Below are 13906 nucleotides of genomic sequence, written 5' to 3' on the forward strand. Positions count from 1 at the left end.
CACAGGTTGCTGCATCGCCGCTTTTCGGCATGATCACGGATGAGCCACCATCGCGCCATGAACGGACCCCCGGAACGCATGATCCAGCCTATCGACCTCGGTGCCCCCGAGCTCTACATCAACCGTGAACTGGCCGCGCTGGAATTCAACTTCCGCGTGCTGGCGCAGGCACGCGATCCCGATGTTCCGGTGCTTGAGCGGCTGCGCTACCTGACCATCGTCAGCAACAATCTCGACGAATACTTCGAGGTGCGCGTGGCGGTGCTCAAGCACAAGCATGCGCTGGGCGCGGCCATACCGGGCGCCGATGGTCTTTCATCCACCGAGATCCTCACGTGCATCCGCGAACGCGCGCTGGAGCTGTTCTCCGAGTTGTTCGCCATCTGGCGCAACGAACTGCTTCCTGCGCTGGCTGAGGAGGACATCCGCTTCCTGACGCGTGACGACTGGAGCGACAAGCAGCGCCGCTGGCTGCAAGGGTATTTCCAGAACGAGATCATGCCGGTGCTGTCACCGCTCGGTCTCGATCCCGCCCATCCGTTCCCGCGCATCCTCAACAAGACACTGAACCTGGCCGTGGTGCTGAAGGGCCGCGACGCCTTCGGTCGCGAAGGTCACATGGCCCTGGTCCGCGCGCCACGTTCGCTGCCGCGCATCATTCACCTGCCTGCCGAAGTGTCCGGCGGCGAAGGCGACTTCGTCTTCCTCGCCGAAGTACTCCAGGCCTTCGCCGACGAGATCTTCCCTGGCTTTCAGGTGTGCGCGGCGTACCAGTTCCGCGTCACGCGCAACAGCGAGCTGACCGTCGAGGAAGCGGACGTGGAAAACCTGGCCCGCGCCTTGAGCGAAGAGCTGGCGGGCCGTGGCTATGCGCGACCGGTGCGCCTTGAGGTGGGCGAGGACTGTCCGCGCGCGATCACGGAGATGTTGATCGCGAACTTCCAACTCGAGGAAACGGACGTCTATCGCTGCGAGGGCCCGGTGAACATCATCCGGGCGGGCGTCATCTACGATCAGCTCGATCGGCCCGAACTCAAGTTCCCGCGTTTCACGCCGCGCCTGCCGCCCGTCTTCGAGAAAGGCACGAACGAGTTCGACGTACTTGGAACGCGCGACGTACTGCTGCACCATCCTTACGAATCGTTCGTTTCCGTGGTGGAGCTGCTGCGCCGGGCGTCGCAGGATCCGGGCGTGCTGGCGATCAAGCAGACCCTGTATCGCGCGGGCAAGGATTCGCCACTGGTCGACATCCTGGTCGAGGCCGCCCGCAACGGCAAGGACGTGACCGTGGTCGTCGAGCTGCGCGCGCGCTTCGACGAGGAAGCGAACATCGGGCTTGCGAACCGTTTGCAGGAAGCCGGCGTGCAGGTGGTCTATGGCGTGGTGGGCTACAAGACGCACGCCAAGATGCTGTTGATCGTTCGTCGCGAGAACGGCGGGCTGCGCCGCTACGTGCATCTGTCCACCGGCAACTACCATCAGGGCAACAGCCGCGGCTATACCGATATCGGCCTGATGACGGCCGATCCGGAGATTGGCGAGGACATCCACAAGGTGTTCCAGCAACTCTCGGGCCTGGGCCCGATGATCCAGCTCAAGCGTCTTCTGCATTCGCCGTTCACGCTCTACTCCAGCGTGATGGGCAAGATCGAGCGGGAAACCGAGCATGCGCGCAACGGCCGCCCCGGGCGCATCGTCGCCAAGCTCAACGCACTGAATGAGGCCCACGTGGTGGAGGCGCTGTATCGTGCCTCGATGGCGGGCGTGCAGATCGACCTCATCATCCGCGGCGCATGCACGTTGCGCCCCGGCATCCCCGGAATCTCCGAGAACATCCGCGTACGCTCCATCGTCGGACGTTTCCTCGAGCACAGCCGCGTCTACTGGTTCGGCAACGACGGCGAACCGGAACTGTATTGCGCCAGCGCCGACTGGATGGAACGCAACCTCATGCGTCGTATCGAGATCGGCGTGCCGATCCTCGATCCCGCCCTGGCGAAGCGCGTGTACGACGAAACGCTGGACAACTACCTCCGCGACAACACACAGGCCTGGCTTCTGGGCAGCGACGGACGCTATACGCGCAGCCACCCGGCCAAGGGCGAGGCACCGCACAACGCGCAGCAGGCGCTGCTCGTGGCCTACAGCGGATGACGCGGCGGATTCTCCTGCTGTCTGTGTCGGCCGGCGCAGGGCATGTGCGCGCCGCGGAGGCACTCGATGCGACAGTGGGTGCGCTCGCCGCGCAGGGTGCCGACATCGAGGTTCGGCATCTCGACGTGATGGACTATGTGCCGTCGAGCTTCCGGCGCATCTATGCCGACTTCTATCTGCGCCTCATCACGCGGCATCCGCAGTTGTGGGGCATGCTCTACCGGATCACCGACGACACCCGGCCCGAAGCCGTGACCCAGCGCATGCGCCGCACGATCGAGCGGCTGCATACGCGGCGGTTGCGCGCCGCTATCGCGCAATTCGCGCCGGATGCGATCGTCTGCACGCATTTCCTGCCCGCCGAAATGCTCATGCGCCAGATCCGCAAGGGACGCATCAGCACGCCCGTCTGGTTGCAGGTGACCGATTTCGATCTGCATCGGATGTGGGTCATTCCGGAAATGACCGGCTATTTCGCGGCGAGCCCGGAGATTGCGCACCGCATGCGTACCGTGGGGCTGCCCGCCTCCCGCGTGCATACGACAGGTATCCCTGTGATGCCTGCGTTTGCCGAGACGCACGACCGACGTGCGCTCGCCGCGACGTTCGGCCTGGACCCCGCCCAACCGACCTATCTGGTCATGGGTGGCGGCGCAGGCGTCGGCGCGCTCGATGTGTTGGCCGAAAAGCTGCTCGCCACCGGCGAAGGGTTCCAACTCGTCGTGCTGGCTGGCCGCAACGCCGCTGCGCTCGAACGCCTGCGCGCGCTCGCCGCCACGCGCTTCCCCGGTCGGCTGTTCCCGCACGGCTTTACCGCCCACGTGGATCGGCTGATGGCGTGCTGCGATCTGGTGATTACCAAACCCGGCGGCCTAACGACGTCCGAATGCCTCGCGATGGGCCTGCCGATGATCGTGAACGCGCCCATTCCCGGCCAGGAAGAACGCAACGCCGACTACCTGCTGGAACAGGGCGCCGCGTGGAAGGCGATCGATGCCGTGGCGCTGGCGTGGCGCGTGGGCGAACTGCGCGCGCAGCCCGCGCGGCTCGCCGCCATGGCGGCGAATGCGCGGGCGATCGGCCGGCCGCATGCGGCCCGCGACGTGATCGATACCGTGCTCGCGCATCTGGACGGTGCATGAGTCATTCCCCGCGTCGTCGTGTCGCCGCCGTTGTGTCGACCGCCCTGTATACGCTCCTGCTCGCCTTTTTCTTCGCCCACGTCGAAATCGAGATCGAGGGGTCGCACGGATGGGCCACGAGCCTGCCGACCTGGCGCATCGAACATCACTGGCTGCTCGACCTGCTTTGGGGTGGCCGTCCGATGACGGGCTATCACGCCTGGGTCTTTCCGTTCATCGCGCTGGCCTTTCATTTCCCCATGGTCTTCCGGGGCTTCTGGAGCTGGCGTGCGCAGGTTCGTGTTCTGGCCTGCGTGATGCTGTTCTGGGTGGCCGAGGACGGCCTCTGGTTCGTGCTCAATCCCGCATTCGGCCTCGCCCGGTTCACTCCAGAAAACGTGCCGTGGCATCGCCACTGGTGGGGACCGGCGCCCACCGATTACTGGGTGTTCGGCTTTCTTTGCATCGTCCTGTTCGTGCTTTCGGCGTTGCCGAAGTCTCGTCCCGTCTCAGGTCCTTCCTGAGTCGCCATCTTGTGGGAGCCGCCATGGCGGCGAGAAGCCCACGAAGCGGTGTAGCCGAATCACTCCAGGCACGCGAAGATGAAACGGTGAGGCAAGTTTCCCTCGCCGCTATAGCGGCTCCCACCCAAAGCGCGCCTACCCTCACCCATCCAGCCATGCCAGAATTCGCCGATGGCACCGACCGCTAAATCCCAGATCAACGAAGGCGAACTGCTCGCCGCCGTGGACCTCGGCTCCAACAGCTTCCACATGGTGGTTGCGCGCTACGAACACGGCGAGCCACGTGTCATCGACCGCCTGCGCGATCCCGTACGCATGGCGGTGGGCCTGCGCCCCGATGGCACGCTGGACGCCACCCATCGTTCTGCAGCCCTCGCCAGCCTGGCCCGCTTCGGCCAGCGCATCGCGGGCATTCCCGCGCTGCATGTTCGTGCGGTGGCGACCAATACCGTGCGCCGGCTCGCATCGCCGCATGCGTTCCTGTCGGCTGCCGAGGCCGCCCTGGGCCATCCGGTGGAAATCGTCTCCGGTCGCGAAGAAGGTCGCCTCATCTTTCTTGGCGCTTCGCACGATCTCCCAGCGTCGCGCGATCCCCGCCTGGTGATCGACATCGGCGGCGGCAGTACCGAATTCATCATCGGACGCGGCACCGCGCCGATCCTCACCGAGAGCGTGCAGGTCGGTTGTATCGCGTCCACGATGCGCTTTTTCCCGGGCGGAAAGATCACCCGCAAACGCTGGCTGCGTGCCCGTCGAGAGATCGGCGTGCTGCTGCAGCAGTTCTCCGAGGATTACCGCGAAGCCGGTTGGGCCGATGCCTACGGGTCTTCCGGCACCGCCAAGTCCATCGGTTCCGTGGTGCGCGCGATGAAGCTGTCCGACGACGGCATCACGCCGGATGCGCTGGCGGCAGTGCGCGAGGCCTTGATCGAACAAGGCGCCTCGGGTGCCCTGAAATTGCCCGGCCTGGCCGAGGATCGCGCGGAAGTCTTTGCCGGCGGCGTCGCCATCTTCGAAGCCGCCTTCGAGGCGCTCGGCATCGAACGCATGCGCGTGTCGGAAAGCTCGATGCGCGAAGGTCTGCTCTGGGATCTCATCGGGCGTTCGGCCGGTACCGATCCGCGCATGGCGAGCATCGATTCTCTTGCCAGCCGCTACGGCGTCGATCGCGCACAGGCGCGGCGCGTGGAAACCACGGCGCTGTCGATCTTCGACCAGTTGGCCAAGGTCTGGAAGCTGGACGACGACGCGCGCGAGTGGCTCTCCTGGGCCGCGCGCGTGCACGAACTCGGTCTCGCCATCGCGCATAGCCAGCATCAGCGCCATGGCGCGTACATCCTGCGTCATGCCGACCTCGCCGGTTTCTCGCGGCAGGAACAGCAACTGCTGGCGGCCATCGTCGAATCGCACCGGCGCAAGCCCGAGAAGTCGGTGATCTCGGCGTTGCCCGTGCGCTATCGCGTCCTGGCAAGGCACATCATCGCCATCCTGCGGCTGGGCGTGTTGTTCCGTCGCGCGCGCCGCGCTGAGGCACTGCCGCGCATCCGCGCGGTGGCCACGCGCCAGCGCCTGCGGCTGTCCCTGCCCGCGGACTGGCTCGACCAGCATCCGCTGACGGAGGCCGACCTCGATCAGGAACGCGAGCCACTGGCCGAGCTGGGTCTGGAACTGGAGATCGTTACCGAGTGAAGGGCTGACGACGACCGGCGGGCAAAGGGGGGTATCATGGCGAGATCGATTCACCGTCACGACCGGTCACCCATGCTCAGAGCCGTACTCGCCAGCGCCCTACTCGCCCTGCCCGCCGCCGCGATGGCGCAGCAGCCGACCAAGCCAACGGCACCGCCTCCGTCTTCGGTGGAGCACCCGCGGGTCAACATGCACACCAGCCAGGGCGACTTCACGCTGGAGCTGTTTCCGGAAAAGGCGCCCAAGAGCGTCGCCAATTTCCTCCAGTACGTGCGCGACGGCTTCTACGACGGCACGGTGTTCCATCGCGTGGTCAACGGCTACATGGTCCAGGGTGGTCTCTACAGCCGCGACCTAACCCAGCGCCGCACCCGCGCCGCCATTCCCAGCGAAGCCGACAACGGCCTGTCGAACCTGCGTGGCACCGTCGCCGTGGCGCGCGGCACCGACCCGAACTCCGGCACCTCGCAGTTCTTCGTGAACCTCGTCGACAATCGCCGGCTCGACTACGTCAGCAACCAGAGCAGCCTGACCTGGGGCTTTGCCGTGTTCGGCCGGGTCGTGTCAGGCATGGATACCATCGACAAGATCGCGGCGTTGCCGACACGGGCCCAGGGTCCGTTCGTGGGCGACGTGCCCAATCCGCTCGTCATCATCGAATCTGCCAGCGTCGTCGGCGAGGAGAAGGCTGCGGCGCCCGCCGCCGCACCGGCGAAGAGCACGGCGGAACCGGCCAAGACCAGCGGGCCGCCGAAGAAGACCGACAAGAAAACCGAGTCCGCGAAGAAGCCCGCATGACCACGCTGTTCATCGCGGATCTGCACCTCGACGACGCCCGGCCCGACATCACCGCACTGTTCGAACGGTTCCTCGCCTCATCCGAGGCCCGATCGGCCAAGGCGTTCTACATCCTCGGCGATCTGGTCGAAGCATGGATCGGGGACGACGACGACGCCGAACTGCCTGCACGCATCGCCGCGGCGACGCGTGCACTGCGCGATGCCGGTGTGCCGGTGTACTTCATGGTCGGCAACCGCGACTTCCTGCTCGGCGAAGCCTTCGCCGAGCGCGCCGGTATGACGCTGCTCGACGACGGTACCGTGCATGAGATCGAAGGCGCGCCCACGCTGCTGATGCACGGCGACGTGCTCTGCACGGACGACGCCGAATACCAGGCCGTGCGCGCGCAGGTGCGCACGGCCGCATGGAAGGCGCAGATTCTCGCCATGCCGCTGGAAGCGCGCCGTGCATTCGCCGCCAAGGCGCGCAGCGACAGCAAATCGCGCACGGGTCAGACCGACGAGACGATCATGGACGTGAACCAGGGCGCCGTCGAAAACGCCATGCGTACTGCTGGCGTGCGGCGGCTCGTCCACGGTCACACGCATCGCCCTGCCGTCCACGATTTCGCGCTCGACGGGCAGCCCGCCCAGCGCATCGTGCTCGGTGACTGGTACGACCATGGTTCGGTATTGCGCATCGACGGGCCATCGGTCGAACTACGCGGCCTGACGGTGCCGATGCCCTTGTAGGAGCGTCATGGCGGCGAGGCAAGCCCCCATCGCCAGCAGGCTGGCTCCCACCGGCACGTTTCCATCGATTGGTGGGAGCCACTCTAGTGGCGATAAGCCAACGAAGCGGTGTAGCGGTGAGGTAAACCCATCGCCACCAGGGTGGCTCCCACCAGCAAGCCGCCCCTCGCCGCCATGACGCCTCCTAGAGGCAGACGAATACAAGCCGGATCAGAGGCTCAACCACCTCAGCCCAGCGTACCCAGCCAGACCAGTTCGGACTCGGAGAAACCCGCCTCGCGGCGCGCGTCGAGATTGAACGGGCCACGCAGCGATCCGTTCATGTAATCGGTCAGCAATTGCGCGAAGGTCGCTTCCGGCTCGATGCCGTCGCGGGCGCAGCACCAGTGAAACCAACGCGTACCCGCCGCCACGTGAGCCACCTCTTCGCGCAGGATCACGTCAAGGATCGCCACCGTGCGATCGTCGCCCTGGTGGCGCAGGCGCTCCATCATGCCCGGCGTAACGTCGAGCCCGCGCGCTTCCAGCACGCGAGGCACGAGCGCCATGCGCGCGGTGTCGCTGTGCGCCGTCTTTTCCGCCATTTCCCACAGGCCGTTGTGCGCGTCGAAATCGCCATAGGCATGGCCGAGCTCGGCGAGCCGCCCCGTCAACATCGTGAAATGCCGCGCCTCGTCGTTGGCGCACGACGCCCAGTCGCGATAGTAGGCGTCAGGCTTGCCGCGGAAGCGATAGACCGCATCCCAGGCGAGGTCGATGGCGTTGAACTCGATGTGCGCGATGGCATGCACGAGCGCCGCGCGGCCTTCGGCCGTACCGAGCCCGCGTTGGGCCAGTTGCCGTGCCGGCACGAGGCGTGGACGCGACGGACGTCCAGGCGGCCCGATCGGCGCAGCCGGTGGCGACGACGCATCGGGCGTGAGCGTGCCGGCCTCCAACGCGGACCATGCCTCAAAGGTCAGACGCACCTTCTCGGCCGGGTCGGTGGCTTGGAGGCAACGGTGGGCGGCAGCGTGCAGGTCGTTCATGCAGTGTGGCGGCACGCTTGGCGTGCCGCCCAGGTGGCTACGCGCTGCGGCGTTCGTTCTTCGCTGCGTCGGAGCGCATCGCTTCCTGCTGTTCGAGGAAGGCCGCTTCCACGCCGGTCACGTACTCGCCCGAGAAGCACGACGTATCGAACTTCGTTAGGTCTTCGTTGCCGTCGGCCACGGCCCAGATCAGATCGTCCAGATCCTGGTAGATCAGCCAATCCGCGCCGAGCGCCTTCTCCACTTCTTCCACCGTACGGCCGGCCGCGATCAACTCCGAGGCGGCAGGCATATCGATGCCGTAGATGTTGGGGAAGCGCACCGGCGGCGCCGCCGAAGCGAAGTACACGTTCTTCGCACCCGCGTCGCGAGCCATCTGGATGATCTGCTTCGATGTGGTGCCGCGAACGATGGAATCGTCCACCAGCAGCACGTTCTTCTTGCGGAACTCGAGATCGATGGCGTTGAGCTTGCGGCGCACGGATTTCACCCGCTCGCCCTGCCCCGGCATGATGAAGGTACGGCCGATGTAGCGATTCTTGACGAGCCCCTCGCGCATCGGCACGCCCAGTGCCTGGGCCAGCGAACTGGCGGCAGTGCGCGACGTGTCGGGAATGGGAATCACGGCGTCGATGCCGTGATCGGGGCCGCGCTCGCGCAGGATCTTCTCGGCCAGCTTTTCGCCCATGCGCAGGCGCGCCTTGTACACCGAGACGTCTTCGATCATCGAATCGGGACGCGCGAGATAAACGTATTCGAAGATGCACGGCGCATGCACGGCGCCTTCCGCGCAGCGCTGCGCATGCAGCTCGCCACCGTCGGTAATGATGACTGCCTCGCCCGGCTCGATGTCGCGCACGCGCTTGAAGCCCAGCACGTCCAGCGCCACCGACTCGGAGGCGACGGCGTACTCGCGGCCTTCCGGCGTCACGCGCTCGCCGAGCACCAGCGGACGGATGCCGTTGGGGTCGCGGAAGGCGATCAAGCCGTAGCCGAGCACGAGGGCGATGCACGCGTAGCCGCCCCGCGCGCGCCCATGCACACGCGATATGGCCTTGAACACATGCTCGGGCGTGAGGTCGCCGCGATCGTCCACCTGCAGTTCGTGCGCCAGCACGTTGAGCAGCACTTCGGAGTCGGAGTCGGTGTCGATGTGGCGGCGATCGTCCTCGAACATCGCCTTGCGCAGGGCCTCGGTATTCACGAGGTTGCCGTTGTGGGCAAAGGCAATGCCGTAGGGCGAGTTGACGTAGAAGGGCTGCGCTTCTTCCGTACCTTCGGAGCCTGCCGTGGGATAGCGGCAGTGACCGATACCGATGCGCCCACGCAGCTTGCTCACGCCCGCCGAGTTGAAGACGTCGCGGACCAGGCCATTGCCCTTGTGCAGGCGCAGGCGTGCGCCGTCCACGGTGGCGATGCCAGCGGCGTCCTGCCCACGATGTTGCAGGACGGTCAGGCCGTCATACAGGGCCGATGCCACTTCCGTGGTACCGACGATGCCGATGATTCCGCACATGGGTGTTGCCTTCTACAAAGGGGCCGCCGTGGACGCGGCGGCAGGGTGAGCATTCGGATGTTGCGAGGGCTGCGCGGGCGTCGCCAGGTCGCGCAGTTTCATCAAATCGTCCCGACTGGGCAATGACACATCAGGCATCTTCATGTTTCGCAGCGCCTCGGGCGGGTGCATGTAGCTGCGCACATTCGATGGCACCTGCTGACCCAGCCATGCCGCCGGAGCGGCGAACTGCGGCAGCATGGCGGACTCCCGCCATAACGGCTCGTTCGGCAACGGCGTGAAGTTCAGCAGGAACACCACGCCACTCACGATGAGCACGCCGCGCGCCAGACCGAACAACATGCCGAACAGGCGATCCATGCCGCCCATACCGGTGCTCGACACCAGGCGCGAAATAATGAACCGAAACACCGCACCGACCAGCAGCACGGTGATGAAGCAAAGACCGTAGCCAATGGCCATGCGCGCCGTCGGCAGCGATACGCTGCCTTCGAGGTAGGTCGCCACGACCGGACCGAACAACCACGCGATCCAGAACGCCGCCACCCAGATCACCAGCGAAAGCACTTCGGAAATGAGGCCGCGTGCCAGGCCGATCAAGACCGAGAGGAACAGTACGGCGAGGATGACGTAATCGGCCCAGTTCACGTGCTACTCCGGCTGCGCGAGCGGTGGCGGGCCGTTACGGCGCCGTGACGACGACGCCGTCGAGACCGACCTTGGCCTTGATCTGGTCCTTGAGGCGCACTGCGTCGTCGCGCTGCGTCTGCGGCCCGGCGCGCACGCGCCAGAGCTTGCCGCTGCCCGCGGCGACGCTGTCCACATACCCCGGAATGCCCGCGGCGCGCAGCTTGTCGCGCAAGCGCGTGGCATCGGCCTCGCTGCTGACGGCGGCGACCTGCACGGCGAAACCGCCTGCGCGGGGGGCGGCGGCGGGCACCGCAGGGCTGGCGGCAGGCGTCGCCGCCGGGGCGGTCGCCGGACGCGGCGCGGGCGCCACGTCGGCGGCCTGCGTCTCCGGTTTGGACGACAGGCTGGCCGGCGCACCCGGCACCGCGGCGACGATCTTCAACCGGGCCGCTTCGGCTGCCGCACGCGTCTCGAAGGGGCCAGCGGTGACTCGGGTGAGCGACTTGCCGGCCTGCGTGGTGGCGGCCGTGCTGACCGGGTAGCCCAGCGCCTTCACCTTCTGAACCAGGGCGTCCGCCTTGGCGTGATCGGCGTAGGCACTGAGGTTGATGCTGTAGCTGCCGCGCGCAGCGGTACCTGCCGGCAGCGCGGGAGCGGGAGGCGTCGCGGCGGGCACGGTGGCCGGCGCCGGCTTGGCGGCAGGCTTCGTAGCCGCGGCCACGGCGGGCTTGTTGGCGGCAGCAGGCGTGGCGAAGTCTTCCGGCAACGCATCGGCCGGCTTGCGGGTTGCAATGTCCACCGAAGCCAGGCGATTGCCATTGCCCGGCGTGACGACGGCGGCCGGCGCGGAGGCTGGCGTCGCGGGCGGCGTGGCGGGCGTGCTTCCGGCGGCCACGCCGTTCGCGGGCGGCGTGCCGGCGGGGGCGACGTCCAGCGTGCGTGACTGCAGTTCGCGATCCGGTGCCGGCGGAATGGCGAGGCTGACCGTCTGGTCGGCATCGGTCTTCGGCGGCGTGCTGGGGAACATCATCGGCAGGAACAGGACCGCCAGCGCGATCAGGACGGCGGCACCCAGCAGGCGTGTTTTCAAGGAAGGCTCCATACGACCGGCGCTATGCGAATCACAGCGATTATAACCGGCAATGGGCCCGCCCCGGAGGATGGCGCGAGGCGGCGTTCACATGGCTCGGGACAAGGCAGCCGCAGCCACGAAGAACGAACCGAACAGCAGCACCGTGTCGTTCTCGTCAGCCGCCTCGCGCGCCGCCGCCCAGGCCGTGCCGACGTCCGCATACGTCGAGGCGGGTGCGGCAGGCAGCACGGCGGCAAGCGTCGCTGCGAGAGCGTCCGCTGCGAGGCCACGCGGCGTGTCTCGATCCAGGCCTGCGATGAACCAGCGATCGATGCGGGCCCCCATGGCCTCGACCACGCCCGCGACGTCCTTGTCCGCCAGGGCGCCATAGACAGCCAGCACGCGGCCCGACGAAGGCCGCGCGTCGAGCCATGCCGCCAGCGCGCGTGCAGCCTGCGGGTTGTGGCCGACATCGACGAGGGTGAGCGGACGATCTCCGATGCGTTGCAGGCGGCCTGAAACGCGCACGTCCAACAGCGCGGTACGCAGCGCCGAAGGCGACACGTCGACCCGCGTGCCGAGGGCATGGATCGCGGCGAGCGCCGTGGCGGCATTGGCGAGCTGCACGGGAGCGGCAAGCGCCGGCAACGGAAGCGTGATCGCGGTGCCGTCGCGATGGCCCCACGACCACTCCCCCGCCGTGGATGCGTTCGCGGACTGCGCCCAGAACGCTTCGCCTGCCCGAACGATGTCGGCCCCGATGCGACGCAGCGCGTCGAGCAAACCCTGCGGCGGCGCCAGCTCGCCGACAATCACGGGACGACCGCCCCTCGCGATACCCGCCTTCTCGCGACCGATGCTGTCGCGATCGTTGCCCAGCCAGTCCTGGTGGTCCAGGTCCACGGTGGTCACGACCGCGACGTCCGCATCGACGATATTCACCGCATCGAGCCGACCGCCGAGCCCCACCTCGAGGATGGCCACGTCGACCGACGCACGGGCGATGAGATCGATCGCGGCCAGCGTGCCGAATTCGAAATACGTCTGCGGGATGGCCCCGCGCGCGGCCTCGATCCGTTCGAAGGAGGCCACCAGCGCCTCGTCGGAGACGTCGTTACCGTCGATGCGAATGCGCTCGTTGTAGCGAAGCAGATGTGGGGAGGTATAGCAGCCGGTACGGTAGCCGGCGGCGCGCAACATGCCTTCCAGCAGCGCCACGGTGGAACCCTTGCCGTTCGTACCGCCGACGGTGAGCACGATGGGGGCCGGTCGCGGCGCGCCCATGGCTTCCCACACCGCGCGGACGCGATCGAGGCCCAGCGCGATGTCGCGCGGATGCGTGCTTTCCTGGTAAGCGAGCCATTCGGCGAGTGTGCGGGTCATGCCAGTTTCTTTGCGTACGAGGGGGCGGAGATTGGCACGCCGGAAAGCCCGACGAAAGAGGCGCGACGCTTAATGGTGCGACCGGTCGCACGCATGGCGACCATGGCGAAGGTAGACGGCATGTTCCCGGGTTGGGCCCACCTTGTCGATTGGACGAGCGCACACGCGATCGTTCCGTTTCTCGGGCTGCTGCATCTGACGGGCCTGGCGGGGGATCCTCGCGAGATCGCCGAGGCCATCCTCATTTCGATCCTGCAGGTGCTGATCATCGCCTGCCTGTTCCGTCCGCTGGAGTCGTTGATGCCGGCGGAACGCTGGACCGATCGACGGCTGACGCGCGTGGATTGGCAATACACGCTGATGATGCTGCTGGGCATCTTTCCGATGTTCAGCTACCTCGTGCTGACCCCGATCAGCCATCTGTTCGGCGGCGATGACGATGGCACGACCACGGCGTCGGGCATCGCCTTGTGGATACCCGGCTTGAACGGCCATCCGCTGTTGCTGTTCCTGGTCTACTACGCCATCTACGACCTCGTGTACTACTGGATGCATCGTCTGCAGCACGCCTTGCCGTGGTGGTGGGCGCTGCACAGCATGCATCACAGCACGCGGCAGATGAGCTGCTGGACCAACGATCGCGGCAGCCTCGTGGATGGTTTCCTGCAATCGATGGTGCTGGCGGCGGTGGGCCTGTTCATCGGCGTGGCGCCGACCGAATTCGCCTGGCTGATGCTGCTCGGCGAACTGGTGCAGAACTTCTCGCACGCCAACGTGCGGGTGCGCTTCGGGCCGGTGCTCGACCGCGTCCTCGTCTCGCCCGTGTTTCATCGCCTGCACCACATGCGTGTCGATCCCGACCGCCCGACGCTGCACGACTGCAACTACGGGCAGGTCTTTGCGATCTGGGACACGCTTTTCGGCACGGCACTGCATGGCGAACCCGTCCGTCCGACCGGCGTGGGCGATCCGATGGTGGATGCGGACAACGACAAGGGCCTCGTCGGCCTGCACTGGGCGGCGTTGCGTCGCTTCTGGGGTGCGGTGACCTGTCGCGCGGGCTGGCGGCTCGGAGACGTGGCCTTCAGCGAGGCCCATCGGCCCATTCCCGTGTCGGAACTCGACCTGCATGCACTGGAAGGGATGCACGCGAGTATGCCGAGCACACCGGCGGCAATATCGATAACGGTGGAACCTTCGACGGAACAAACGAGAACCGCCTCGGCGTGACCTTGCGTCACACCGAGGCGGCGAGTC

General features: G+C 66.7%; 12 protein-coding genes. 7 read left to right on the plus strand and 5 right to left on the minus strand.

Annotated features, from left to right (window positions below):
• Nucleotides 1-57 precede the first annotated feature (57 nt).
• From ppk1 to IM816_RS11005, 6 genes are all read left to right on the plus strand, one after another.
• A complete protein-coding gene (gene ppk1 / locus IM816_RS10980; protein ID WP_250338111.1) occupies nucleotides 58-2154 on the plus strand; it encodes a polyphosphate kinase 1 in 2097 nt (698 codons plus the stop codon).
• Complete coding sequence (locus IM816_RS10985; RefSeq protein ID WP_250338112.1) at nucleotides 2151-3296, plus strand: MGDG synthase family glycosyltransferase; 1146 nt, start codon at nucleotides 2151-2153, stop codon at nucleotides 3294-3296. Before ppk1 ends, IM816_RS10985 begins: the two co-directional genes overlap by 4 nt.
• Nucleotides 3293-3799, plus strand: a complete 507-nt coding sequence (locus IM816_RS10990; protein WP_072321312.1) for a hypothetical protein — start codon at nucleotides 3293-3295, stop codon at nucleotides 3797-3799. The genes IM816_RS10985 and IM816_RS10990 overlap by 4 nt, the downstream gene beginning before the upstream one ends.
• Before the next feature lie 171 nt (nucleotides 3800-3970).
• A complete protein-coding gene (locus IM816_RS10995) occupies nucleotides 3971-5488 on the plus strand; it encodes a Ppx/GppA phosphatase family protein (RefSeq protein ID WP_072321313.1) in 1518 nt (505 codons plus the stop codon).
• A gap of 72 nt (nucleotides 5489-5560) precedes the next feature.
• Entirely contained in the window at nucleotides 5561-6286 is a 726-nt protein-coding gene (locus tag IM816_RS11000; RefSeq protein ID WP_250338113.1) for a peptidylprolyl isomerase, read from the plus strand.
• Nucleotides 6283-7020: a UDP-2,3-diacylglucosamine diphosphatase gene (locus tag IM816_RS11005; RefSeq protein WP_250338114.1), complete on the plus strand. Its 738-nt coding sequence runs from the start codon at nucleotides 6283-6285 to the stop codon at nucleotides 7018-7020. The genes IM816_RS11000 and IM816_RS11005 overlap by 4 nt, the downstream gene beginning before the upstream one ends.
• Before the next feature lie 227 nt (nucleotides 7021-7247).
• On the opposite strand, the gene IM816_RS11010 is transcribed toward IM816_RS11005, so the two are convergent.
• The 5 genes from IM816_RS11010 to folC form a co-directional block, all read right to left on the minus strand.
• Complete coding sequence (locus tag IM816_RS11010) at nucleotides 7248-8048, minus strand: ferritin-like domain-containing protein (protein ID WP_250338115.1); 801 nt, start codon at nucleotides 8046-8048, stop codon at nucleotides 7248-7250.
• A 37-nt stretch (nucleotides 8049-8085) separates the two neighbouring features.
• Complete coding sequence (gene purF, locus IM816_RS11015; RefSeq protein WP_250338116.1) at nucleotides 8086-9564, minus strand: amidophosphoribosyltransferase; 1479 nt, start codon at nucleotides 9562-9564, stop codon at nucleotides 8086-8088.
• A 12-nt stretch (nucleotides 9565-9576) separates the two neighbouring features.
• Entirely contained in the window at nucleotides 9577-10212 is a 636-nt protein-coding gene (locus IM816_RS11020; protein ID WP_250338117.1) for a CvpA family protein, read from the minus strand.
• A 34-nt stretch (nucleotides 10213-10246) separates the two neighbouring features.
• On the minus strand, nucleotides 10247-11284 hold the full coding sequence (locus tag IM816_RS11025; RefSeq protein WP_250338118.1) for an SPOR domain-containing protein: 1038 nt from the start codon (nucleotides 11282-11284) through the stop codon (nucleotides 10247-10249).
• A gap of 87 nt (nucleotides 11285-11371) precedes the next feature.
• Nucleotides 11372-12649 carry a bifunctional tetrahydrofolate synthase/dihydrofolate synthase gene (folC, locus tag IM816_RS11030; RefSeq protein ID WP_250338119.1) on the minus strand — a complete coding sequence of 426 codons (1278 nt, stop codon included), beginning with the start codon at nucleotides 12647-12649 and terminating at the stop codon, nucleotides 11372-11374.
• Between the two features lie 72 nt (nucleotides 12650-12721).
• Here folC and IM816_RS11035 point away from each other — a divergent pair, with 72 nt between their 5' ends.
• Complete coding sequence (locus IM816_RS11035) at nucleotides 12722-13879, plus strand: sterol desaturase family protein (protein WP_250338120.1); 1158 nt, start codon at nucleotides 12722-12724, stop codon at nucleotides 13877-13879.
• Nucleotides 13880-13906: the final 27 nt, after the last annotated feature.

This window comes from Luteibacter flocculans (assembly GCF_023612255.1).
GTDB lineage: Bacteria > Pseudomonadota > Gammaproteobacteria > Xanthomonadales > Rhodanobacteraceae > Luteibacter > Luteibacter flocculans.